Source organism: Shewanella putrefaciens, from assembly GCF_016406325.1.
Classification (GTDB): domain Bacteria; phylum Pseudomonadota; class Gammaproteobacteria; order Enterobacterales; family Shewanellaceae; genus Shewanella; species Shewanella putrefaciens.
In genome coordinates, this window is the sequence record NZ_CP066370.1 from 3104121 (window position 1) to 3127975 (window position 23855).

The 23855-nt window shown below is 45.8% G+C and carries 19 protein-coding genes; 6 read left to right on the forward strand and 13 right to left on the reverse strand.

Going from position 1 to position 23855, the window contains the following annotated elements:
* Window positions 1-437: 437 nt before the first annotated feature.
* Window positions 438-1049: a hypothetical protein gene (locus JEZ96_RS13910; protein ID WP_025008499.1), complete on the forward strand. Its 612-nt coding sequence runs from the start codon at window positions 438-440 to the stop codon at window positions 1047-1049.
* A 502-nt stretch (window positions 1050-1551) separates the two neighbouring features.
* Here the strand turns inward: JEZ96_RS13910 and relA are convergent.
* Window positions 1552-3759, reverse strand: coding sequence for a GTP diphosphokinase (relA, locus tag JEZ96_RS13915; protein ID WP_014611073.1), 2208 nt, complete (start codon window positions 3757-3759; stop codon window positions 1552-1554).
* Between the two features lie 152 nt (window positions 3760-3911).
* The gene (gene rlmD / locus JEZ96_RS13920) at window positions 3912-5264 is read right to left on the reverse strand and encodes a 23S rRNA (uracil(1939)-C(5))-methyltransferase RlmD (protein ID WP_061782780.1); all 1353 of its coding nucleotides are present in this window, start codon (window positions 5262-5264) and stop codon (window positions 3912-3914) included.
* Between the two features lie 100 nt (window positions 5265-5364).
* Here rlmD and barA point away from each other — a divergent pair, with 100 nt between their 5' ends.
* Both barA and JEZ96_RS13930 read left to right on the forward strand, forming a co-directional pair.
* Window positions 5365-8166 carry a two-component sensor histidine kinase BarA gene (gene barA / locus JEZ96_RS13925; protein WP_198779814.1) on the forward strand — a complete coding sequence of 934 codons (2802 nt, stop codon included), beginning with the start codon at window positions 5365-5367 and terminating at the stop codon, window positions 8164-8166.
* The gene (locus tag JEZ96_RS13930) at window positions 8141-8740 is read left to right on the forward strand and encodes a YjaG family protein (RefSeq protein WP_011788594.1); all 600 of its coding nucleotides are present in this window, start codon (window positions 8141-8143) and stop codon (window positions 8738-8740) included. Before barA ends, JEZ96_RS13930 begins: the two co-directional genes overlap by 26 nt.
* Before the next feature lie 261 nt (window positions 8741-9001).
* Here JEZ96_RS13930 and lldR read toward each other — a convergent pair whose 3' ends face one another.
* Entirely contained in the window at window positions 9002-9901 is a 900-nt protein-coding gene (lldR, locus tag JEZ96_RS13935; protein WP_014611076.1) for a LysR family transcriptional regulator LldR, read from the reverse strand.
* Window positions 9902-10275: 374 nt separating this feature from the next.
* On the opposite strand from lldR, the gene JEZ96_RS13940 reads away from it, so the two are divergent.
* On the forward strand, window positions 10276-11238 hold the full coding sequence (locus JEZ96_RS13940; protein ID WP_025008498.1) for an AEC family transporter: 963 nt from the start codon (window positions 10276-10278) through the stop codon (window positions 11236-11238).
* A gap of 127 nt (window positions 11239-11365) precedes the next feature.
* Window positions 11366-13024, forward strand: coding sequence for a DNA repair protein RecN (gene recN, locus JEZ96_RS13945; RefSeq protein WP_025008497.1), 1659 nt, complete (start codon window positions 11366-11368; stop codon window positions 13022-13024).
* Between the two features lie 116 nt (window positions 13025-13140).
* On the opposite strand, the gene JEZ96_RS13950 is transcribed toward recN, so the two are convergent.
* The 9 genes from JEZ96_RS13950 to glyA form a co-directional block, all read right to left on the reverse strand.
* A complete protein-coding gene (locus tag JEZ96_RS13950; protein ID WP_025008496.1) occupies window positions 13141-13635 on the reverse strand; it encodes a phosphatidylglycerophosphatase A family protein in 495 nt (164 codons plus the stop codon).
* Window positions 13636-13650: 15 nt separating this feature from the next.
* Window positions 13651-14607, reverse strand: a complete 957-nt coding sequence (thiL, locus tag JEZ96_RS13955) for a thiamine-phosphate kinase (protein WP_061782778.1) — start codon at window positions 14605-14607, stop codon at window positions 13651-13653.
* Window positions 14608-14685: 78 nt separating this feature from the next.
* Entirely contained in the window at window positions 14686-15090 is a 405-nt protein-coding gene (gene nusB, locus JEZ96_RS13960) for a transcription antitermination factor NusB (RefSeq protein ID WP_006082638.1), read from the reverse strand.
* A 14-nt stretch (window positions 15091-15104) separates the two neighbouring features.
* Window positions 15105-15581 (reverse strand): 6,7-dimethyl-8-ribityllumazine synthase, encoded by a 477-nt coding sequence (ribH, locus tag JEZ96_RS13965; RefSeq protein WP_007646164.1) that lies wholly within the window; start codon window positions 15579-15581, stop codon window positions 15105-15107.
* 131 nt (window positions 15582-15712) lie between these two features.
* Window positions 15713-16816, reverse strand: coding sequence for a bifunctional 3,4-dihydroxy-2-butanone-4-phosphate synthase/GTP cyclohydrolase II (gene ribBA, locus JEZ96_RS13970; RefSeq protein WP_061782777.1), 1104 nt, complete (start codon window positions 16814-16816; stop codon window positions 15713-15715).
* A 65-nt stretch (window positions 16817-16881) separates the two neighbouring features.
* On the reverse strand, window positions 16882-17538 hold the full coding sequence (locus JEZ96_RS13975) for a riboflavin synthase (RefSeq protein ID WP_011919711.1): 657 nt from the start codon (window positions 17536-17538) through the stop codon (window positions 16882-16884).
* A gap of 11 nt (window positions 17539-17549) precedes the next feature.
* Complete coding sequence (gene ribD / locus JEZ96_RS13980; protein ID WP_061782776.1) at window positions 17550-18704, reverse strand: bifunctional diaminohydroxyphosphoribosylaminopyrimidine deaminase/5-amino-6-(5-phosphoribosylamino)uracil reductase RibD; 1155 nt, start codon at window positions 18702-18704, stop codon at window positions 17550-17552.
* Between the two features lie 107 nt (window positions 18705-18811).
* A complete protein-coding gene (gene nrdR, locus JEZ96_RS13985; RefSeq protein ID WP_011788584.1) occupies window positions 18812-19261 on the reverse strand; it encodes a transcriptional regulator NrdR in 450 nt (149 codons plus the stop codon).
* 200 nt (window positions 19262-19461) lie between these two features.
* Window positions 19462-20715, reverse strand: coding sequence for a serine hydroxymethyltransferase (gene glyA / locus JEZ96_RS13990; RefSeq protein WP_011919713.1), 1254 nt, complete (start codon window positions 20713-20715; stop codon window positions 19462-19464).
* Window positions 20716-20904: 189 nt separating this feature from the next.
* Between glyA and ettA the strand changes: the two genes are divergently transcribed.
* On the forward strand, window positions 20905-22572 hold the full coding sequence (gene ettA, locus JEZ96_RS13995; RefSeq protein WP_011788582.1) for an energy-dependent translational throttle protein EttA: 1668 nt from the start codon (window positions 20905-20907) through the stop codon (window positions 22570-22572).
* 156 nt (window positions 22573-22728) lie between these two features.
* On the opposite strand, the gene JEZ96_RS14000 is transcribed toward ettA, so the two are convergent.
* On the reverse strand, window positions 22729-23691 hold the full coding sequence (locus JEZ96_RS14000) for a LysR family transcriptional regulator (protein WP_025008494.1): 963 nt from the start codon (window positions 23689-23691) through the stop codon (window positions 22729-22731).
* Between the last annotated feature and the right edge of the window lie 164 nt (window positions 23692-23855).

Here is a 23855-nt window from a genome sequence, read left to right on the forward strand (position 1 = left end):
AAATGGGTAGTCATAACCAAAAGGTGACGCTTACCTTTAACGCGGCTGAATTTAATTTCATTTTTGATTTTAAATTAGCAAATAAATCACAATTTAAAAAATAATTGTTAATCAAACACGATTTAATGGATAAGCGTAAAAATGTTAAAAGAGTAAATGTAGAGCTAACCTTAGGAGAGACAAATTCTTTATTAGTTAATCTCTCTAGATAATCAGGGGAAGCCAATATATCTGTCGATAATCAGTATTTACTTGACTCATTTTTTGGTAAGTTAGGTAACAAATATAATGAAAGCATGCACGTTTAATTTACAGCTAGCAAGAAATTTAAGCCAAATTAAAACAGTAAGTTAGACCACTATTCGTTCCATGTTACAACCAACCATTTTAGTTTGCTTAATGTAGCATTAAGCTCTTTCCAAAATACCGAGACAACGATGGACCAAAAATTATTACAAGCTATAAACGCTGGCTTCTATAACGCGAAGGAAAAATTCCACAAACAGGAAACAATATCCAATCAACTAATATCAACAATTTTTGTTCATGAGGTTTCTAAGTCCATACACCAAACTATTTTTGATGCAGAGCACGCATTAAAAACCATAGGAGTGGATGATTATTTCGTAAAGAAACCTGGTGAATGGCTACTAGATTGCTGCATTGTAAAAACAAAAAACTCCTTCATACAAAAAATAGCATTTGCCTTAGAGTCAGAAAGTAATACAAGTAAAAAATCTTTTGACGAAGATTTTGCGAAAATCTTACACATCAACTCTGACGTAAAGCTATACCTTAACGGCCTAAACCAAACGACTACCGGAGGCATTAATAAATATATAGCAGGTCGTCTTGAATATGCGGAGTTAATATTAAAATCAAATACTTATGAAACTAATAATTTTTATTTAGGCTTTTGGCCATCACCAAAAAAAGAGAAGAAGGGACTTTATTCATTTTGGAAATGTTTTCATCAACACCAGCACCTTGATGCCATTCATCTTTATAAATACATCAATGGTAAATTCATGAAAATCACTCCATCCTGACACATATAAACCTTCACCTCGTATAAAACTGTAGTGGTTCAAATCGCTCTTTTCGCTCACTGGGGTAAAGCCCGCCCCTTAACCAAACGTTACCCATAGAAATTTTAATTCAAAACTCACTAATTTGAGCTAAAAGTCTAACTCGGAAATGTCCAAAAGTTTCTTATGTTCAATCGAATGACTTCACTCGAACCTAATCAGGTTGAACAATTTAGCAAAATACTCATGACTTAATTTTTGAACCTACTGGTTACGCTAATACGTGAAAGGTGAGCCATGGTGATTTGCGAGACGGCCGTCCGCCCCATGGACGGGGCGGTCGAGCATCCAAGGACGGACTTGCTGCGCGTCGGGGAGCAAATGCCATGGCAAACCATGTCTCAGAATGATGAAGAGCCTCCCTGCTGCCCCAATCCTTTATCTCTGCTTCTAGATAGCTTCTCTATATCTTCTATATTGCTAGTGATTTCAAGGCTATTCGCTTCGAAAGGCATTACGGAACTTAAAGCCGTCTTGCCTCGATCACGCTATCGACCTGAGATAACTTAGATAACACCCGCGATAGCCCATCGAGGTTATAAAGCTCCAGTTCCAACTCAATTGCGGCAGTCTGGTTTTTAGTATCCGATGAGGAGCTCATGGCCAATACATTGGATTTTTCGGCCGCCAGCACTGAGGTTAAATCCCGCAATAAGCCACTGCGATCGTGGGCTAATACCCGCAAACGCATCCGATACCCGCCGGAGTAATTTTCGCCCCAGACCACATCGACACCGCGCTCTGGGTGAACCCGCATTAACTCTTTAACTTGTTCACAATCAGCACGATGTACAGAAATGCCACGGCCCTTAGTGATAAAACCTAAGATCTCATCACCGGGAACTGGCTGACAACAACGGGCAATATGGTTAAGCAAGTTACCTACACCGTTGACTTCAACCTGACCACGGCCACTGGAGGTCGGCTTATGTTGGCCTTTCTTAACTAACTCTTCGACGGCATCTTCTTCTGACACTTCGTCGAGTCGCAGACGGCTTTGAATATGGTTAACCACTTGATGCAGACGCACATCACCGCCGCCAATGGCCGCCAGTAAGTCATCCATGCTCGCCATATTAAAGCGCTCGACCGCGATGGCGGCGTCTTTAATTTTAAGGCTCACCCGCGCCAGTTCTGACTCGAGCATTTCTTTGCCGGCGACAATATTCTTGTCTCTGTCCTGCTGCTTGAACCAATGCTGGATTTTCGAGCGCGCCCGCGCCGTACGGATATAACCTAAGTTAGGGTTAAGCCAGTCACGCTTGGGATTAGGCTGTTTCGAAGTGATGATTTCGATTCGCTCACCCGTTTCAACTTGATAGGTGAACGGCACAATACGGCCATCGACCTTAGCACCAATACATTTATGCCCTACTTGGGAGTGAATGTAATAGGCAAAGTCGAGCACGGTTGAGCCCAGTGGCAAGTCGACGACTTCACCGCTTGGGGTGAACACATAGACTCTATCTTCAAACACTTGGCTGCGCACTTCTTCAACCAAGTTGCCACTTTCGACCACGTCTTCCTGCCATTGCAGAATTTTACGCAGCCAGTTAATTTTTTCTTCGTAGCCGCTTTGCTTACCGGAATGATTGCCTTCTTTGTATTTCCAATGCGCAGCCACACCAAGCTCTGCATCTTCATGCATGTCTTGGGTACGAATTTGAATTTCAACGGTTTTGCCCTCTGGCCCCACCACTACGGTATGAATCGATTGATAACCGTTAGGTTTAGGGTTAGCGACATAGTCGTCAAATTCCCGCGGAATATGGTGCCAAAGCGTATGCACCACACCTAATGCGCCATAACAATCCTGCAAACGCTCAGTCACGATACGCACCGCGCGCACATCAAATAACTCATCAAATTTGAGGTGCTTACCCTTCATCTTGCGCCAAATACTGTAGATGTGTTTCGGTCTGCCGTAGACCTTTGCGCGGATATGATCTTCATCGAGTCGTTGTTGTAATTGGCTAACAAATTTTTCGATAAAAACTTCACGATCCAGTCGTTTGCCATCTAACTGCTTAGCGATTTCTTTATAGGTATCTGGATGCAGATAGCGGAAGGAAATATCTTCTAATTCCCACTTTAACTGACCAATCCCTAAACGGTTAGCCAGCGGCGCGTAAATATCGGCAATTTCACGGGCCAGCAGCACGCGAGTTTCTTCATCGGCATTTTTCACTGCCCGTAGCAAACACACACGCTCTGCCAGTTTAATCACGACCGCGCGCACATCTTCGACCATCGCCAGCAACATGCGGCGAATATTGTCGATTTGCGGCTCAGTTGAACGACTATTAGGGTTGATTTTCAAGGCGCCGATGGCGTTCATGGTCACAACACTCGCGACTAAACGCGCCAGCGGCTCACCAAATTTTTCTTTGATAGCCTCTTCAGTCAATAACCCAGCATCGAACACCACAAAAAGAATCGCCGCTTGCAGGGTTTCAATGTCCATGTTTAGCGGTGCGAGGATTTCGATCATCTCTCGGGCACGTTCGAGCAGTTCTCTCTTCGCCGCAGGACTCTTGGCAGGTAAGGCATCAACCTGCCCTATCAAGGAGAGCAGCATCTGCGCCTCATCTGCCTGACTGACATAACGAGCCACCCAATCGTCTAGATTAAAATCGGGATCGTTAAAGTGTGCTTCGCGAACAGAGACCATCTAATTTGTTTCCTTATCCGTGCTCAGAGAGAAAGTGGGCACCACTTCGGCTCTCCTATCTTCAGCATTGGCGCGAACTTGTCAAACCTAACTGACCAAATATTCACATTTTTTACGTTATTCAAACGCTTTGCTTACTTTGTTAGCGCAAATTACTTGGTTAATTCAAACAGTGCCATGGCTTCAATATGGTGTGTTTGTGGGAACATGTCGATAAGTCCCAATCGCTGTAATCGGTAACCGCGCTCTAATAGTACAGCACTGTCACGGGCTAAGCTGGCAGGATTACAAGACACATACACAACTTTACGCGGCTTCATTTTCTTTAGCCATTGCAAGCTTTCAAATGCCCCCGCACGAGCAGGATCGAGCAGTAATTTATCAATCTTGCCCATCCAAGGCTCAAGGGATAAATCTGCACTTAAATCGCCATGATAAAAGGTGATTTTATCCAGATTGTTAGCTTTGGCGTTCACCCGCGCTTGGCTTACCATTTCGGCAACCCCTTCGACGCCTATCACCTCCGCGCCCATTTTGGCTAAGGGCAAACTGAAGTTCCCCATACCACAGAACAAATCCAAAATGCGCTCATCTGAAGCAGGCGCTAACCAATCCATCGCTTGAGCGACCATGGCCTTGTTAATTTGGCCATTGACCTGCACAAAGTTACCGGGGGTGAAACTTAAACTCACCGCATCCGACTGCGCATTTTCATCTAACAGTTGATAAACTGGTAACACTAACTCGACGCCGACGCCTTGGAATTGGCCTTCGTTATCCTGCAGACAAATATGGATCTGATGCAGCTCGGCAAATGCTGACAGCTTAGCGAGATCCTTATCGTTTAACGCCTTAGTGATCCGCAGCACGGCGAAGTGACCATTATCGGCGGCAATCAACTCAAGGTGGCCTAAGCTGGCTTTAGCCGACAATTGATTTAGCAACTTAGCAAAGGGCACGATCAAGTCCGATAACGGCTTAGCTAATACTTGGCATTGGCTAATAGGCACCACATTACTGCTGCTCGCCGCGCGAAAGCCTAAACTTAAGTGCTTGGTATTTTTATCAAATAAGGTTGCAAGACGGGCGCGGCGGCGATAATACCAGCCTTCACCCGTTAATGCAGGTGATAAAGCACCGCCTTCAGTACCTGCAAATTTTGCCATAATATCCAGCAACGCGGCTTCTTTATGCTCACGTTGACCCGATAATGACATATGCTGTAAGTCGCAGCCGCCACAAGTATGATAGTGTGGACACTCAGGCTCGACGCGCTCAGAGCTCTGGGTATCGACTTTAATCAACTTGGCACGGGCATAATTTTTCTTTTGTTCGGTGAGCTGTACTGTCACGGTTTCATTGGGCAAAGCGCCGGGAATGAACACGACTTTACCTTGATACTGAGCAATGCCAGCGCCTAAGTGATCGAGCTGATCCACATTCAGCGACAACTTAGCTGACAACTGTTTGGAACTATTTGGTTTTGCTTTAAAAAATTGTGCCATTTCGGCCTCTAAATCAATAAAAAACTGGCAAAGACGGGCCTTTTTCTGGCAGTCTTATAACACTATTATCGTATTTGTTTCAGGAAACACCGCCGCTGCTATGACCCCTGTCAACAACATGACCAAATACAGCCTACGTTCTTGGGTTCTTGTGCTGGCGCTCGCGCCAACAATTTTGGTCGGTCTTCTTCTGGGCAGCTACTTTACCATAAACCGCTTTTATGAGCTCGAAGATACGCTGATTGAACAAGGCAGTAATATTATCGAACCATTAGCAATTGCCAGTGAAGTTGGATTAATAGGAAATGATCGTGAAGCCACTAAAAGGTTACTCGCCGCAGCACAACTCAATAAATCAACCTTAGTCAAATCGATCGCCATTTTCGATATCCAAAATCAACTGTTTATCACATCCCATTACCACAAAGATTTTGAAATGATGCGCTATAAAGAAGCGCTCACCAATTTACATAAAACCGAAATAGAACATGTTGGCGACAGCCTTATTTTACGAACACCCATTTTTGCGAGTACACCTTCAGCGACTCTCGCTAATGTAGACATCCAAACCGATGACGGTGAATTACTGGGTTATATCTCAGTTATTATCAATAAGGAACGCGCGCTACTCGAACAGCATAGAGCCGCCGTTGCCGCTTTTATCATGGTATTACTGGGCGTTCAATTAAACCTATTATTTACTTTTAGGTTAGTAAAAAATGTCACTCAACCTATTACCGAGATGGTACGTGTTGTCGCAAAAATTCGTGAAGGAAAATTAGATGCGCGTCTAGATGGCAATTTGATTGGTGAATTGGATTTACTTAAACGCGGTATTAATGCAATGGCGTGCTCACTGTCGGAATACCATGATGAGATGCAGCAAAATATCGACCAAGCTACCTCAGATTTACGGGAAACCTTAGAACAAATCGAAATCCAAAACGTCGAGCTAGATTTGGCGAAAAAACGCGCCTTAGAAGCTAGCCGGATTAAATCTGAATTCTTGGCCAATATGTCCCACGAGTTACGTACGCCACTGAATGGTGTGATTGGCTTTGCTCGCCAATTGGTAAAAACACCTTTGCATTCAAGTCAAGTTGACTACATCAATACCATTGAGCGCAGCGCCACTAATCTACTCGCTATCATCAACGATATTCTCGATTTTTCGAAACTCGAAGCGGGAAAAATGGTGCTAGAAAATATGCCCTTCGGTCTTAGAGAAACCCTTGGCGACACTATGACCTTGATTTCAGGCAGTGCTCAAGCGAAGGGCTTGGAGCTTGTGGTCGATATCGCCCCTAATATACCTGACCATGTGAATGGTGATGCCATGCGCGTATGCCAAATCATCAATAACTTAGTCGGTAATGCCATCAAATTTACCGACTCAGGTAGCGTGCTCGTAAAGCTTGAATTACAAAGTCAATCGGAGGAACAAGTGATCCTGCGTTGTGATGTCATCGATACAGGTATCGGGATCGATGAAAGCCAACAGGACTTTTTATTCCAAGCCTTTGGGCAAGCCGATTCATCGATCTCGCGACGTTTCGGTGGAACAGGACTTGGCTTAGTGATCACTAAGCGTTTAGTTAACCAAATGGGGGGACAAATAGGTTTTACCTCCTCTGTCGATAAAGGCTCAAATTTCTGGTTCACTCTGCCACTGGGGTTAGGTCAATTCCAAATTGGTGATTCGCTACCATTAGAAAAACTCAAAGATAAAACCATTCTTTTTTATGAGCCAAGAGTACTCACCCATGCTGTTTTAAGCCGCCAATTGCGCCTATGGGATACCAAAGTGACACATCATCAGCATATCCCTAACCTATTGACGACACTCGCAAACACCGAAGCAGCATACGATTATATTCTGTTAAGTTGTCATGGTTTTACAGATGCAACACAATTGGTTGGCACTTTAAATCTTGCGAAAACGAAAACGGACTGTTTAATCGTACTCTACGATTGCCAAGAGCAAGATGCCTTGAGCAAGTTTATACGACCTAATGCCGATGTCGTGCTATCACTGCCTGTCAGTGAGCATCAACTTGCCCGTAATATGCTCTATCCTCCACTCGAATATGACATACAGGCTCCCATCACAATCTCGGCACCTGCAGCGCGGCAATCCTTAACGGTATTGGCAGTAGATGATAACTTTGCCAATTTAAAACTGATTGATACCTTACTCAATGAATTAGTCACCACTGTGATTGCTGTTAATAATGGGGATGAAGCGGTCAAACAGGCTAAAACTCGTACTTTTGATTTGATTTTTATGGATATCCAAATGCCGGGGACCGATGGCATTAGTGCAACAAAGCAAATACGCCAAGGCTCGATGAACCGCAACACGCCGATCATTGCCGTGACAGCCCATGCCATTGCCGAAGAGCGTGAGCTGATTTTAGGCAGTGGCATGGATGGCTATTTACCTAAACCTATCGATGAAGCTGCACTAAAAGACGTTATCCATCGCTGGATCACAAGACCTAAATTCACCCATTTTGACCTGCATACGCTGAACTGGGATCTTTGCTTAACCCAAGCAAATCATAAATCGAACCTCGCCCTTGAGATGTTAAAAATGCTGCTGGACTCACTACCTGAAACGGTAGAGAAAATTCAAACGGCGCTAGGCCAAAATGATCAGGCCACAATGCTCAGTACAATCCATAAGCTGCATGGTGCAAGCTGCTATTGCGGCGTCCCGACAACTCAAAGATTATGCCAAGAGATTGAATCCGCGTTAAAACGTCAAACCCCTGTGGAAGATCTCGAACCTGAAATACTAGAGTTACTTGATGAGTTAACTAAGGTAGAATCAGCGGTAAAACAAGTGCTATCACAGCTATCAGCGGAAATAACAGATGACCAAAAAAACGGGCTTCTTTAAGCGCCTTAAAGCGTTAGAACTACCTCAAAAACAACTCTTTGCCATTGCTCTTTGTCAGCGTATGTTGCCCAACTATCAACTGTTTTCAGAAGTCTGCGAATTTGGTGATCCCGCAGTATTAAACACAGTATTAGAATTATTATGGCAATCTCAATACGACAATAAACTCAAATTTAATATTGATGTCCATCTACAACGATTAGAAGATAACACACCTGATCCTGTCGACTTTGAAGCCTATGGCGTCTATCCGGCCATGGATGCAGTTGTGGCACTTTCAACATTATTGAGTGCAATTCAAGATAAAAATGAAGAAGATATAATTAATATCAGTAAGTTATCATCCAGTACTGTGGCGAACTATATTGAAGCCATCAGTGATGTTGATCTTGTCGATGATGCCCTAGATGATTTCGTCTTCGCCCATGAAGTGATGGAAGAAGAGAAAGAGTTACAAAATTCTCTGCTCGAAATTATTGAAGAAAATCCAAAAATCACTGCGGAATTGGTAAAAGGTCTACGCAAAGACATCATCGAAGCAGGTGTATCCAATATTGGTATTAGCATCGCCTAACGCCCGTGACCCCATTTGTTCAGGTTAATCCGTGTTATTCCAAAGTGTTAAACCACGTTAAAATAACACGGCATAAAGAAGTCATCATTGGCTTACTACCACAATCCAACAGCAATCCTCGATAAGCAAGATTGCTTATCGAGGCTCGACTCGCGAAGGTTATATAGGCATAAACAAACCATAGACCTACAAAGTCGAATCGCTGATAATTTTCATTAAACAATGCCTTGAGCGATGCAAATGCTCAATATCAAAGGCAACTCAAGCCATGGAAAACAATTCTGGCGCCTTCGACTGCATAAACTCAATAAACACTCTCACCTTTAGCGGTTGTTGGCTGCGTTGATGATACAAGATTGAAATCCGTCGCTGCTCACCCACCCATTCAGGTAATAATACTTTGAGTCGGCCCTCTTTAATCTGCTGTTTTACAAACAATTCAGGACCGTACAAAATGCCACCATGATCCAATGCCGACTCAATAGCACCGTGTAAATCCGTCAATGTGAGCTTGGTTGGACCATTAAAGTAGAAGGACTCACCGTTCGGATGCTTTAAATGCCAATTAAATAAGGGCCAGACTTTAATAAGCTGATGCGCTTCTAAATCATTGGGGTGGGTCAACTTAGGTGCCTGTGCTAAATATTCTGGCGTAGCAAATAAACAGTAATCTAACTCACCTAATGTACTCGACACCCATGAAGAATCAGGCTGAGCGCCACCCACAATCGCCACATCAATCCCTTTGTCGATCAAATCAACCAACTCATTACTCTGGGATATATGCAGGCGAATATCGGGATACAAACGACCAAACTCATTAAGAGCTCGGATAAAGATGATAGAGATAATAGAAATCGGCGCGGCAATTCTTAACGTCCCTTCGGGTTTATCACTTCCCACGCCACTAAGCTCATCAAACTGGGCTATGACACTCTGATAACGCTGAAATAAGGCTAAGCCTTCTTCAGTCAACCTCAGTTTACGAGTGCTACGCATAAAGAGTTGCTTATCGAGCTTTTCTTCTAATTTGGCTAACTTACGACTCACGGTCGCAATAGGCATATCCAACTCTTTGGCCGCCTGTGAAAAACTTCCCGCATTCACTAAGTGCACAAAAAGATAAAGAAGCTGTAATTCACTGCCCAAATCATCACTCATATCACATCCCAATTTTTATAGGCTACTTAGGTCTACATAGTTAACGAATTGTAATTCAAACTGTCCATGGTACATCAACTCAAAAGCCGATATTCAGTCATTGATCCAGCTTAAATTGAAGCTTCTTAGGCTTTATAAAAACCCTATTTTAAAGTCGTTTAGGTATATACGACCATAGCTTAATAGTATCGGCTGCCCATGGTATGTTATTTTGCTGGATAATTTACTGCGCTAGCTCGAATATTATCCATTCAATTATCGGTATTTATGTGCGACGAGTGATGTTCAGTACCGATATATATTTTTGAATAAAAATCGTACGCTATGAGTCTGTCTTACACAGGAAAGACCCTATCATAAGGATGAGTGAGGGAATGACATTATTAACCCCGCTGTTTGCCGTCTTCGGGATCATGTTACTAGGTACACTAGTACAAAAATTGAAACTTCTCCCCGTGGAAACGGATCAAGTATTAAACCAATATGTGTACTACATTGCCTTTCCTGCGATCATGCTAATCGCCCTAGCTCAGCAGCCAATTAACGAAATCTTACAATGGGGATTTATTGCAGGCTATAGTGCAGCAATGCTAATTACCTATCTCATTTGTTTAGGTATTTCACTGATAGCCAACCCAAAAGAGCACGCGATTGCGACAATTAGAGCCCTAAATGCCACCTTTGGTAATACCGCGTTTATTGGTATTCCATTACTGATGATTATCTTTCCACAACAACAAAACGCCTTAGTGGCAGCGGCCATTGCTAGCCTGCTATCGGTACTGATGTTTGCAGTCGCGCTAGTATCATTAGAACTTGCCACTAACACTCAAAGACAGCACCATGCCTTAGTGATAATGGCAATGGCGGTAGGTAAAAATCCTATCGTAATTGGCAGTTTGATTGGCGTTGCAATATCCGCCAGTGGCATTCAATTACCATCAGGTCTCGCGCTAATGATCCAGCAGATAGGCAATACCTCAAGCCCCTGTGCCCTTTTTGCTATTGGTATGGTATTAGCAAAAGCAATGCGATATCAAAAAGATAGCAAAATTTTTAGTCTCTCAAACTTTTTAGAGTTAAGTCTAATCAACCTTTTTAAACTGGGTATACAGCCCGCGCTAGTCTACTTTATGCTGAGATACTGCGGTGTACATGGTGATTATCTGATCATGGGCGTTATCCTCAGCGCACTGCCCACTGCAGCTAGCGTTTACTTACTGGCACAGCGTTACAATACCCAAGCTTCAACCAGTGCTCAGGGCATTCTATTTGGCACCTTAGTCACTTTTTTCAGTCTGCCCATATTAGAAAGCCTAGTAAGAACTCATGCATAATCAGTTAATTAAAAATATTTACTGCGATAATGCCGATTATTTACCCAATCCACTTTACTGTATATAAAATCAGTATATACTGTTTATCAATACAGTGGTTTGGTATATTTTTCGACAGGAATTGACTATGCTTTGCCAACTCAGCATTAATAACTTCGCTATCGTCCGTTTTTTAGAACTGGATTTTCGCCCAGGAATGACCAGCATCACTGGTGAAACCGGTGCAGGTAAATCGATCGCCATCGATGCGCTAGGTCTATGCCTAGGCAATCGCGCCGATGCCAGTTGTGTTCGCCCTGGTGCCAGTAAAACTGAGGTCAGCGCCCGCTTTTCCTTAGATGATATTCCGCTAGCAAAGCGTTGGTTAGAAGATAACGATCTTGAACTCGATGATGAGTGTATTTTACGCCGAACCATTAGTAGCGATGGCCGCTCGCGCGCCTACATCAATGGTAATCCAGTACCGCTGACGCAACTCAAATTACTCGGTCAGTTGCTTATAGGTATTCACGGCCAACATGCCCACCATGCAATGTTAAAGAGTGAACATCAGCTCACCCTGCTCGACAGTTATGCCAACCACAGATTACTTATCGACACAGTTGCCGCTAGCTTTCAACGCTGCAAGCAAATTGAGGCCGACCTAAAACAACTCGAAGCCTCCCAGCATGAACGTATTGCCCGTAAGCAATTAGTCCAATATCAAGTGGAAGAACTCGATGAGTTTGATCTTAAAGTCGACGAGTTCGATGAAATTGAACAAGAACACAAACGTTTAGCCAATGGCACTGAGTTAATTACCACCTGTCAGGCGAGTCTTGATCTACTGACAGATGGCGAAGAAAATAATATTGAGTCACTACTTAATCGCGTCGTTTCCCTCGCCGAAGATCTGCAAAGCTACGATCCCGCATTAAGCAACATCAACACTATGCTCAATGATGCTTTAATCCTAGTGCAAGAAAGTGCAGGCGAATTACAGCACTATTTAAGTAAGCTCGAACTCGATCCGACCCATTTCGCCTATTTAGAAGAACGGCTATCAAAAGCCATGCAACTGGCGCGCAAACACCATGTCAGCCCGAATAAGCTGGCGGAACATCATCTAGCATTAAAGGCAGAGCTCAGCAGCTTAGACAGTGATGAAAGTAAACTCGAAGAAGTTCAGCAACAAGTCGAGGCGAGCAGAGCAGCTTACCTTAGCAATGCCCAAAAGCTCAGCCAAAGCCGTGCTCGTTACGCCAAGGAACTCGACAAACTGGTGACGCAGTCAATCCATGAACTGAATATGCCTAAGGGTAAATTTAGTATCGAAGTCAATTTCCATCCAGAGCAAATGTCAGCCAACGGCAGTGACAACATCGAATTTATGGTAACAACAAACCCTGGCCAACCCTTACAACCGATTTCGAAAGTCGCGTCTGGCGGTGAGCTTTCACGCATAGGATTAGGGATACAAGTGATTACCGCGAAGAAAGTTGCCACACCGACATTAATTTTCGATGAGGTAGATGTCGGGATTTCCGGCCCCACCGCCGCAGTGGTGGGCCGCATGTTGCGCAGCTTAGGGGAATCGACCCAAGTCCTGTGTGTGACTCACTTGCCACAAGTCGCGGGCAATGGTCATCAACACATGTTTGTCGATAAATTTAATAAGGCAGGTAGTACTGAGACCACAATGAAATCGCTCGATCGTGAGCAACGCATTCAAGAATTGGCAAGACTGTTAGGCGGCGATACTATCACCAGCAATACCCTAGCAAACGCAAGGGAACTGCTGCAATAGTAGAATCAAGCAGAAAAGGGATAAGGGATGTTCAGCTAATCCCTTCAATCACGCTTCAATCAGAAAAATGCAAAATCAAAACTAAGGGTTAGTTGTTGGCCATGTTAACTATCATGTTAGCTAACACACCAGACTAGCCCTTGCAGACAGATAAAGGCAAATACACCCGCTAAGACATCGTCAATCATAATACCAAAGCCACCATGAACTTTGGCATCGAGCCATCGAATAGGCCAAGGTTTGATGATGTCGAAAAAGCGAAATAGACCAAAGCCGACTAACAACCAACCCCAACCTGCTGGTGCCGCTATCATAGTAATGAGTAGTCCAGTTACTTCATCCCATACAATCGCACCATGGTCATGCACCCCCATATCTTTAGCGGCTTGACCACAAATGTAAATGCCTGCCAAAGCAGCGAATACGGTCAAACCTAAATACCACCCCAAAGGCAGCGGTGCTAAGAGTAAATATAAAGGGATTGCGGCTAAAGTACCAAAAGTACCCGGCGCCTTTGCGGCGAGCCCACTACCGAAACCGAGTGCCAAAAAGTGGACAGGATTTTTTAATGATAGGCGCGTTAGCACCTGATCCTTTGACAACCATTTCATTAATATGATCTTCGCTTAAAAGTGCTCGAAACCGTGATACAGCGGCGTAAACGGCTCACCATTGCGTTGCAACTTGAGTTTACTGCCCGCACAAATCTGGCCAACACGGACAAACTTTGCCCCCGCATGACTCAAGGCGGTCTCAAGCGCGCCCTTTTGGGACTCAGGAACCGTAAACAGCAGTTCATAATCTTCGCCACCGGTCAGCGCATAACCTAAGGCATGCTCCTCACTAACGGTATCTTGCATCGCACGGGACAGAGGAATATTAGCCACATCGACAATGGCTCCCACACCAGAAGCCTTAAGAATATGGCCTATATCCGAGATAAACCCGTCAGAAAGGTCGATAGCACTGGAGGCAAGCGAACGCAAAGCTTGGCCCGCTAAAACTCTTGGTGTTGGACGATAATGGCGATTAATCAGGAATTCTTTATGCTCGGCTCTGGCCTGTTGCGCGCCTCGAATGATATCCAGACCTAAGGCCGAATCTCCGAGTGTGCCCGTAACATAGATCCAATCTCCCACTTTGGCACCATGGCGCGTGAGTGCCTTACCCTGTGGGACTTGGCCGTGCACTGTGATGTTAATCGCCCGTGGACCACGAGTCGTATCACCACCAATTAAGGCGATGCCATAGTACTCGGCGGCTTCAAACAAGCCTTCACTAAAACCACTTAGCCAAGTTTCATCGACTTCGGGTAGCGTTAAGGCAAGCGTCATCCACGCGGGTTCAGCGCCCATGGCTGCCAGATCAGATAAATTTACCGCTAAAGCTTTGTAACCTAAGGCAGCGGGAGGCATATCGGGGAAGAAGTGGACATTTTCGACTAAGGTGTCACAGGAGATAGCAATCGACTTGTTTTCTGCGGGTTGCACTAAAGCGCAATCGTCACCGATGCCAAGCTTCACATCACGGCGAGTGGGGCCGCGGTTGCTAAAATAACATTCAATTAATTGGAATTCTTTCACTGTACAGTTTGGCACGACTTACATCGGCCACCTTTGTTAGCAATGAAAAACGGTATCCTAAGATACCGTTTGTCTTTATTACTTGCGTGCAACCAGTTTGTCGAGCAGTCCGTTCACAAACTTATGACTCTCGTCCGCACCGAAAGCTTTTGCCAACTCAATCGCCTCGTTAATAGCGACCTTGTAGGGCACATCTTTACGGAAAGTCAGCTCATAGGTCGCTAAACGTACTATGGCTTTCTCAACAGGAGACACTTCATCAATCGGGCGCTCCAGATGCGGGATGATCAGCTCATCCAACTGGGTTTTCTTCGTTGCAACGCCTGAAAATAGCTCACGAAAATAAGCTACATCAACACCGTCGAGACTCTGCTCAGTTAAAAACTCATGCTCGACATCGGCAATATTATTCCCGCTTAGTTGCCATGAATAGATGGCTTGAACGGCTAAACGGCGGGCCTTGCGGCGCTCAGAAGGCTTCATTATTTTTCCTACTATTACAACTGTTGTTCAAGTTCTTGCAGAACATTGACCATTTCAAGCAGGCTTAAAGCAGCTTCGCCGCCTTTATTACCCGCTTTGGTACCTGAACGTTCAATAGCTTGTTCTATGGTATCTGTGGTCAACACACCGAAGGCAACAGGCAGATCAAATTCTAAAGCAACTTGAGCTAGACCTTTATTACATTCGCCTGCAACAAAATCAAAATGAGGAGTACCACCACGGATCACCGCACCTAATGCGATAATACCGTCGAATTTACCACTGGCAGCGACGCGACGCGCAGCTAGCGGCAACTCAACCGCACCTGGTACACGGACAACAGTGATATTGTCGTCGCTGACTTGGCCAAAACGTTTCAGCGTGTCAAGTGCACCTTCAAGCAAGCTCTCAACTAAAAAGCTGTTGAAACGCGAAATTACAATCGCAACTTTGGCATTTTTCGCTTCGATATTACCTTGAACTATGTTCATTATCTTACCTAAATTTTGCTAAAGCACCCAGCTCGGGGCGAAAAGTGGCGACATGATATCACAGCCAATTGCCCAGAGCCCTATGCAAATTATCAGAAATTGTTAATTTTACTTCAGTGTAACTTTGGGTTTCAGTCCGCCACATACTCAGTCACTTCAAGGCCAAAGCCTGAAAGTGAATGGTAGCGTTTAGGCGAGCTGAGCAGACGCATCTTAGTCACGCCAAGGCTAGCGAGGATTTGCGAACCCACACCCACACGGCGCGACGTCCCCTGCCATTTTGCAGAAGCAGGCGCTTGGCCTTGATCTTCGGCTTCAAAGGCTTTCACCTTAGAAAGGATTTCACAGGGATGCTCTTGATTCCCGAGTAAAACCAATACACCACCTTCTGCAGAAATACGCTCCATCGCCTTTTCGAGTGGCCAGCTGCGTTGCTGATCGCGCTCTGAGTGGAGTAAATCGTTGAAAGTATTTTGCAAATGCACGCGCACCAAACAATCTTCTTTCACCTCTCCTTTGACTAAGGCGAAATGCAGTTGATTGTCGATAGTGTCTCTAAAAGTCACCATATCGAACTCGCCGAAACGGGTCGGTAGTTTGCATTTAGCTTCACGCACAACCGTGGTTTCTTTGGTATTGCGATACTCGATTAAAGCCGCGATAGTGCCGATTTTGATGCCATGCAACTCGGAGAAAATCTCTAAATCTGGCCGACGTGCCATAGTGCCGTCTTCGTTTAAAATTTCAACGATAACGCCCGATGGCTCAAGTCCCGCAAGACGGGCTAAATCACAACCCGCTTCAGTGTGGCCTGCGCGGGTTAATACGCCGCCGTCCTGTGCCATTAACGGGAAGATATGCCCAGGTTGCACTAAATCAGACGCTTTAGCGTCTTTAGCCACAGCCGTTTTTACCGTCACAGCGCGATCGTGGGCCGAAATACCAGTTGTCACACCTTCAGCCGCTTCAATAGAAACCGTAAAGTTAGTCGAGAACTGAGCGTTATTATTCGTCACCATTAAAGGCAGATTTAACTGCTGGCAACGGGCTTTAGTCATGGTCTGGCAAATGAGTCCACGGCCATATTTGGCCATAAAGTTAATCGCTTCTGGCGTGACCATTTCGGCCGCCATGATCAAATCACCTTCGTTTTCTCTATCTTCGTCATCCATCAAAATAACCATTTTGCCTTGACGAATATCTTCGATGATCTCTTCTATACTGTGCAGCGCCATTGTAGGACCTTTATAATGTGACTTGTTATGAAATTTTATCTCTTAGCAGAACGATTGCCAGTGCACTAACGCACAAACCCGGCACGGGCTAACATTTCCATGGTGACGCCACCGCTCTTGCTGTCTTTGCCATCATAATTCATTAAGCGTTCAAGATAACGGGCGATTAAATCCACTTCGATATTCACCTTATCGCCCGCTTGCAGGTCGATTAAGGTGGTTTCACCTGCGGTATGGGGAACTATGGTCAAGCGGAATCGACTGCCGTCCACTTCGTTCACCGTCAGACTCACGCCGTCAATGGTAATGGAACCTTTGTGGGCTATGTAACGCCCAAGCTCTGCGGGTGCGGCTAACCAAAACTCGATGGCTTGCCCACGCACTAAGCGTTGCTCAACCGTTGCAATACCGTCCACATGGCCGCTGACCATATGGCCACCTAAACGCGTGGTGGGAGTAACGGCCTTTTCAAGATTCACTTTAGTGCCCACTTTATAGTTGGCAAACCCGGTTAGACTCACTGTTTCTGCTGAAACATCAGCCACATAACCGTCGGCTAGTTGCTGCACAACCGTTAAGCACACGCCATTGGTGGCAATACTGTCGCCTAAACGCACATCGGTTAAATCCAGTTTGCCGCTCGCCACGGTAAGACGAATATCATCGCCTTTACGCTCCAGTTTGCGAAGGGTGCCAACGGCTTCAATAATCCCAGTAAACATGGTCAACTCACTTAATTAAATAAAGAAGTATCAAGCTTAACGCTCAAGGTTAAACGGGTATCTGGCCCTAATTTACGCTCATCGACCAACGTGAGTGCAGGAATGTGTGCCATGGTTTGATAATCGGGCAGTTGCAGCAGATTACGCCCATACCCACCGAGGATTTTCATCGCTTGGTATAGCACTAACTCATCGGCAAGCCCCTCGGCTAAAAATGCGCCCGCTAAGGTTGCCCCCGCTTCCACCAGCACGTGATTACAACTTTGGCCTAAATAGCTTAATAGTTCAGGAAGCGAGACGCGACCTTCAATTGCAGGTAACAGGAGGCAACTCACATGGGAGGGCAATTGTGCTTGAAACTCTGCGGGATAAGCCACGGTCGAGACCAAGAGTATCGGCGATACAATAGCCAAACATGCAGCAGATAACGGCAAACGGGCGCGACTGTCGAGTATGACTCTTAATGGCTGAAGTAATTGCGCCTCGGTTACCCTGTCTTTTAAGCTACCAAGCTCTTGATAACGCACATTAAGCAAAGGATCGTCTGCCAGTATGGTTTCGATCCCCGTAACTAGCGCGCAAGAACGTAAGCGTAAGCGCTGCACGTCACGGCGGGATTCTGGGCCAGTTATCCATTTAGACACACCATTAGACAGCGCAGTTTTTCCATCAAGACTCGCGGCTAATTTTACCGTAAGTCTGGGTAAACCTGATTCCATCCGCTTCATAAAGCCTAAATTTAAGGCATAGGCCTCATCGCGATGTAATCCCACATCCACTTCAATGCCGGCGTCACGCAGCATTTGAATACCGCGCCCCCCCACTTGCGGATTTGGATCTTCTACCGCCACCACCACACGTTTAACGCCAATATTGATCAGCGCCAAGGCGCAGGGCGGTGTGCGACCATAATGACTGCATGGCTCTAAGGTGACATAGGCTGTTGCGCCGCGGGCGCGTTCACCAGCCATACGTAGCGCATGCACTTCGGCGTGGGGTTCACCCGCTTTTTGATGATAACCTTCACCGATGATTTGGTTATCTTTAACGATAACGCAGCCCACACTAGGATTGGGCCGAGTGGTATAAAAGCCTTTGCGTGCCAATTGAATCGCGCGGCTCATCATTTGGATATCGAGTGCGGACCAAGTTATGTTCAAGCTCATGTTCAACCCTGTTGTTAAAGGTTTCGGCTTTCACCTGTCTTATAAATCTGTTTTTTACGTCTGCGACAACTGCACGTCAACCTTCTAAGGCGACAAAAGCTGAATAACTACTTTTGCAGTTTGGCGATGGCTTCGCCAAATTCAGACACGTCTTCGAAGGCGCGGTATACGGAAGCAAAACGTATATAGGCAACTTTATCGAGGTTCATCAATTGTTCCATCATCAAGTTACCCACCATTTCTGACGGCACTTCCCGCTCGCCCGTGGCGCGCAGAGTGGACTTGATTTTGCTGAGCGCTTGCTCGATTTCATCCATAGACACAGGACGTTTTTCAACGGCGCGCAACATTCCACTTTGGAGTTTTTCTTCATCGAAGGGTTGGCGTGAACCATCGCGCTTGATCACCCTAGGCATGACTAACTCGGCACCTTCAAAGGTGGTAAATCTTTCATGGCATTCGGTGCATTCTCGGCGACGGCGCACTTGATGGCCTTCCGCCACTAATCGAGAATCGATGACTTTAGTATCTGTCGCGCTGCAAAATGGACAATGCATTGAGCCTCCTGCCAGTGAATGACGTAAAGCCGTTGGCTTTACTATGTTATCTAAGGTTAGCCTGTTTGGTTTAAGTCTAAGATTTTAGCAATAAAAATGGCCGCAAGATGCGGCCATGGGATTTTATCCTATTTATGGGCTGAGGTTAACCATCTGATGGTGGTTAGACTCTGCACCACAAAAAGGAGACTATTTACAAATTAACCGTAAACAGGGAAACGTGCGCACAGTGCCAATACTTGGCCCTTCACTCGCTCAATCACTGCAGGGTTGTGAGCATCATCGAGAATGTCACAGATCCAGCCAGTTAATTGTTTTGCTTCCGCTTCTTTAAAGCCGCGGCGTGTAATGGCTGGCGTACCGATACGCACACCTGATGTCACAAAGGGTGAACGAGGATCATTTGGCACTGAATTTTTGTTCACGGTAATGTTGGCGCTACCTAAGGCAGCATCGGCTTCTTTACCCGTTAAGTCACGACCAATCAGGTCAACTAGCATTAAGTGGTTGCTGGTTCCGCCAGAGACGATTTTGTAACCGCGCTCAAGGAATACTTCAACCATAGCTTTAGCATTGTTAACCACTTGCTGTTGGTACACTTTAAATTCTGGCTCTAGGGCTTCTTTGAACGCCACCGCTTTACCGGCGATAACGTGCATCAATGGACCACCTTGACCACCAGGGAATACAGCAGAGTTGAGCTTTTTATATAGCTCTTCATCATCGGCAGCAGATAGGATCACACCACCACGAGGACCGGCTAAGGTTTTATGGGTCGTTGACGTCACAACGTGCGCGTGTGGTACTGGGTTTGGATAAACGCCCGCGGCGATAAGACCGGCAACGTGTGCCATGTCTACAAATAAATAAGCACCGATTTTATCTGCGATTTCACGCATTTTTGCCCAATCAACGATACCTGAATAGGCAGAGAAACCGCCGATCATCATCTTAGGCTTATGTTCTATGGCAATACGTTCCATCTCGTCGTAGTCGATTTTGCCAGACTCATCGATACCGTAAGGAATGATGTTGTACAGTTTGCCAGAGAAGTTAACCGGTGAACCGTGGGTCAAGTGACCACCGTGGGCTAAGTTCATGCCCAGTACGGTATCGCCAGGTTTTAACAATGCCATGTAAACGGCGCTGTTTGCTTGAGAACCTGAATGAGGTTGTACGTTAGCGTAGGTTGCGCCAAACAATTGTTTAGCACGTTCAATCGCTAAGGTTTCAACTACGTCCACATACTCACAACCACCGTAGTAACGCTTGCCTGGATAGCCTTCAGCGTACTTATTGGTTAACTGTGAACCTTGCGCTTCCATCACGCGTGGACTGGTGTAGTTTTCAGAAGCAATCAGCTCAATATGCTCTTCTTGACGCAGAGTTTCATTCTGAATTGCGTTAAACAGTTCCGGATCATAATCTGCGATATTCATATCTTTTTTCAGCATTGCTTACTCCAGCTGCCAATTCTTATAGGTAGGGTTGCGCGGTATTCTACTCGGAACGCGGTCACAATCCCAGTATTTGAAACATGAAATTCCTGCAGATAGTGCTTGAACTTGGCTCATTGTCGAGTTGAGTTCGGCGCGCAATCGAGTAGAATTAGCCGCATCATTAGTCACTTAAGATAGAGAAAAATGGCTCAGTTTGTTTACAGCATGCTGCGAGTGGGTAAAGTTGTTCCACCTAAGAAGCAGATCCTTAAAGATATTTCTTTAAGCTTTTTCCCCGGTGCCAAAATTGGCGTATTAGGCCTCAACGGTTCAGGTAAATCCACCCTACTGCGCATTATGGCGGGTATCGACACCGAAATTGAAGGTGAAGCGCGCCCAATGCCGGGCCTCAAGATTGGTTACCTGCCGCAAGAGCCTAAACTCGATCCGACACAAACCGTGCGTGAAGCGATTGAAGAAGCGGTTTCTGAAGCCAAAAACGCCTTAAAACGCTTAGACGAAGTTTATGCTGCCTACGCAGAACCCGATGCAGACTTCGATGCCCTTGCCAAAGAACAAGGCGAACTCGAAGCCATTATTCAAGCCCAAGATGCCCATAACTTAGAGCATATCCTTGAGCGTGCTGCTAACGCCCTGCGTCTGCCAGATTGGGATGAGAAAATCGAAGTGTTATCGGGTGGTGAACGTCGCCGCGTGGCGATTTGTCGCTTGCTGCTTGAAAAGCCAGAAATGCTACTCCTCGACGAACCCACCAACCACTTGGATGCTGAGTCCGTGGCATGGCTTGAGCACTTCCTGCAGGAATATGCCGGTACTGTGGTCGCGATCACCCACGACAGATACTTCCTCGACAATGCTGCTGGCTGGATTTTAGAACTCGACCGCGGTGAAGGTATCCCATGGGAAGGTAACTATTCTTCATGGCTTGAGCAAAAAGACGCCCGTCTGAAGCAAGAATCTGCCGCAGAAAGCGCCCGTCAAAAAACCATTGCGAAAGAATTAGAATGGGTGCGCCAAGGCGCTAAAGGCCGTCAGTCTAAGGGCAAAGCCCGTATGGCGCGCTTTGAAGAACTGAATACTAACGATTACCAAAAACGCAACGAAACCAACGAGCTGTTTATTCCGCCCGGACCGCGTTTAGGTGACAAAGTTATCGAAGTGAATAACCTGACTAAGTCCTATGGTGACCGCGTCCTTATTGATAATCTGTCGTTTTCTGTACCTAAGGGCGCTATCGTCGGCATTATCGGTGCCAACGGTGCGGGTAAATCGACCCTGTTCCGCATGTTATCGGGCGCTGAAACGCCAGACAGCGGCACGATTGAACTGGGTGAAACCGTACAACTGGCCTCGGTTGAGCAGTTCCGCGATTCGATGAATGATAAGAACACTATCTGGCAAGAAATTTCAGGTGGCCAAGACATCATGCGCATCAACAACATGGAAATCCCAAGCCGCGCCTATGTGGGCCGCTTTAACTTCCGTGGTGCGGATCAGCAAAAAATTATCGGCACACTATCGGGCGGTGAGCGTAACCGCGTGCATTTAGCCAAACTGCTGCAAGCGGGCGGTAACGTCTTGTTACTCGACGAACCCACCAACGACTTAGACGTTGAAACCTTGCGCGCATTGGAAGAAGCGATTCTGGAATTCCCAGGTTGCGCTATGGTTATTTCGCATGACCGTTGGTTCCTCGACCGTATCGCGACCCACATTCTGGATTATCGTGACGAAGGCCAAGTGAACTTCTACGAAGGTAACTACACCGAATATTCGGCATGGTTGAAGAACACCTATGGCGCCGATGTGGTTGAGCCACACCGCTTGAAATATAAGCGGATGATAAAGTAAATCTAGAATCTAGAATCTAGAATCTAGAATCTAGAATCTAGAATCTAGACAAGTGTAAATCTGAGGAGTTTAACTCGAAAAGGTTAAGCTCCTTTTTATTCAATTCAATATTCCATTCAATTTAGAGCGTGAATTTTTCGCTATTTCAAACTGGCACTATTTCAAACTGGCACTATTTAAATTCAAGCTGGCAAAGTAGGCCACCAGCATATCCATCATCACCCTAAGTGCAGGTTGCATGTGTTTGCGGGATTGATACACGCCATACACACCGAGGGACTGAGGTTTAAACTCAGTTAATAAAGGCACTAACTGACCCGAGTCTAAATAGGGTTTCGCCGCCCATAGCGGTTGCATCGCAATCCCCTCGCCCGCCAGCGTGGCATTAAGCACCACCATGGAATCATTGGCGCTAAAATTACCATTCACTGGCACATTAAACGCCTGCCCTTGGTTTAACTTAGATTCAGGGTTCAGCGCCTGAGCCTGTTTCACCCCTACATCGGTTTGATAAAAGCGCCACATCACATCGCCAAAATAGGAATAGGTTAAGCAGTTATGCTGAGTTAAATCTTCGGGATGCAGCACGGTGGCGCGCGCGGCAAGATAACTCGGTGCTGCGCACACCACAGACTCACATTCACCCAAGCGCCTAGCGATAAGATTGGGATCGAGTTCATTGGTGATGCGAATAGCCAGATCAATCCGCTCAGCAACCAGATCGACGGTTTGGCTGCTCACGTGGAAATTCACGCTCGCCTGCGGATAACTGGCTAAATATTGGCGCACTACAGGCGCTAAAATCTGATGTGCCATAAATTGTGAGCAGCTAATGCGAAGCAATCCCCGCGGGATCGTCACACCAGCATGACTGACCGCCGGTACTTCGTTAGCCAGTTCGAGCAGCCGATGGCAATAATCCAGCACTTGCTCACCCGCAGGCGTTAAACTGAGGCTACGCGTCGAGCGATGCAACAACCTAGCACCAGACCAGTCTTCCATTTCGCTCAAATAACGGGTCACCATAGAGCGTGACATGTCTAAAGCATTAGCGGCGCTGATCATGCTGCCGCGCTCAACAATAGTCACAAACACCTTAGCCGCTTCGAGTCTGTCCATTACCTATCTCCGCTCACTTTCAATCACTCAAAGTCTCATTTATAGACTCAAGAGCGCACTACAACTCGTCCGATTTATGCAACAAATATGGGCATTTTAACGCATTTATCTAGTAATTTTTGCAACCTATACTTTACTCACTTTTGCAACAACTGCAAATCAAC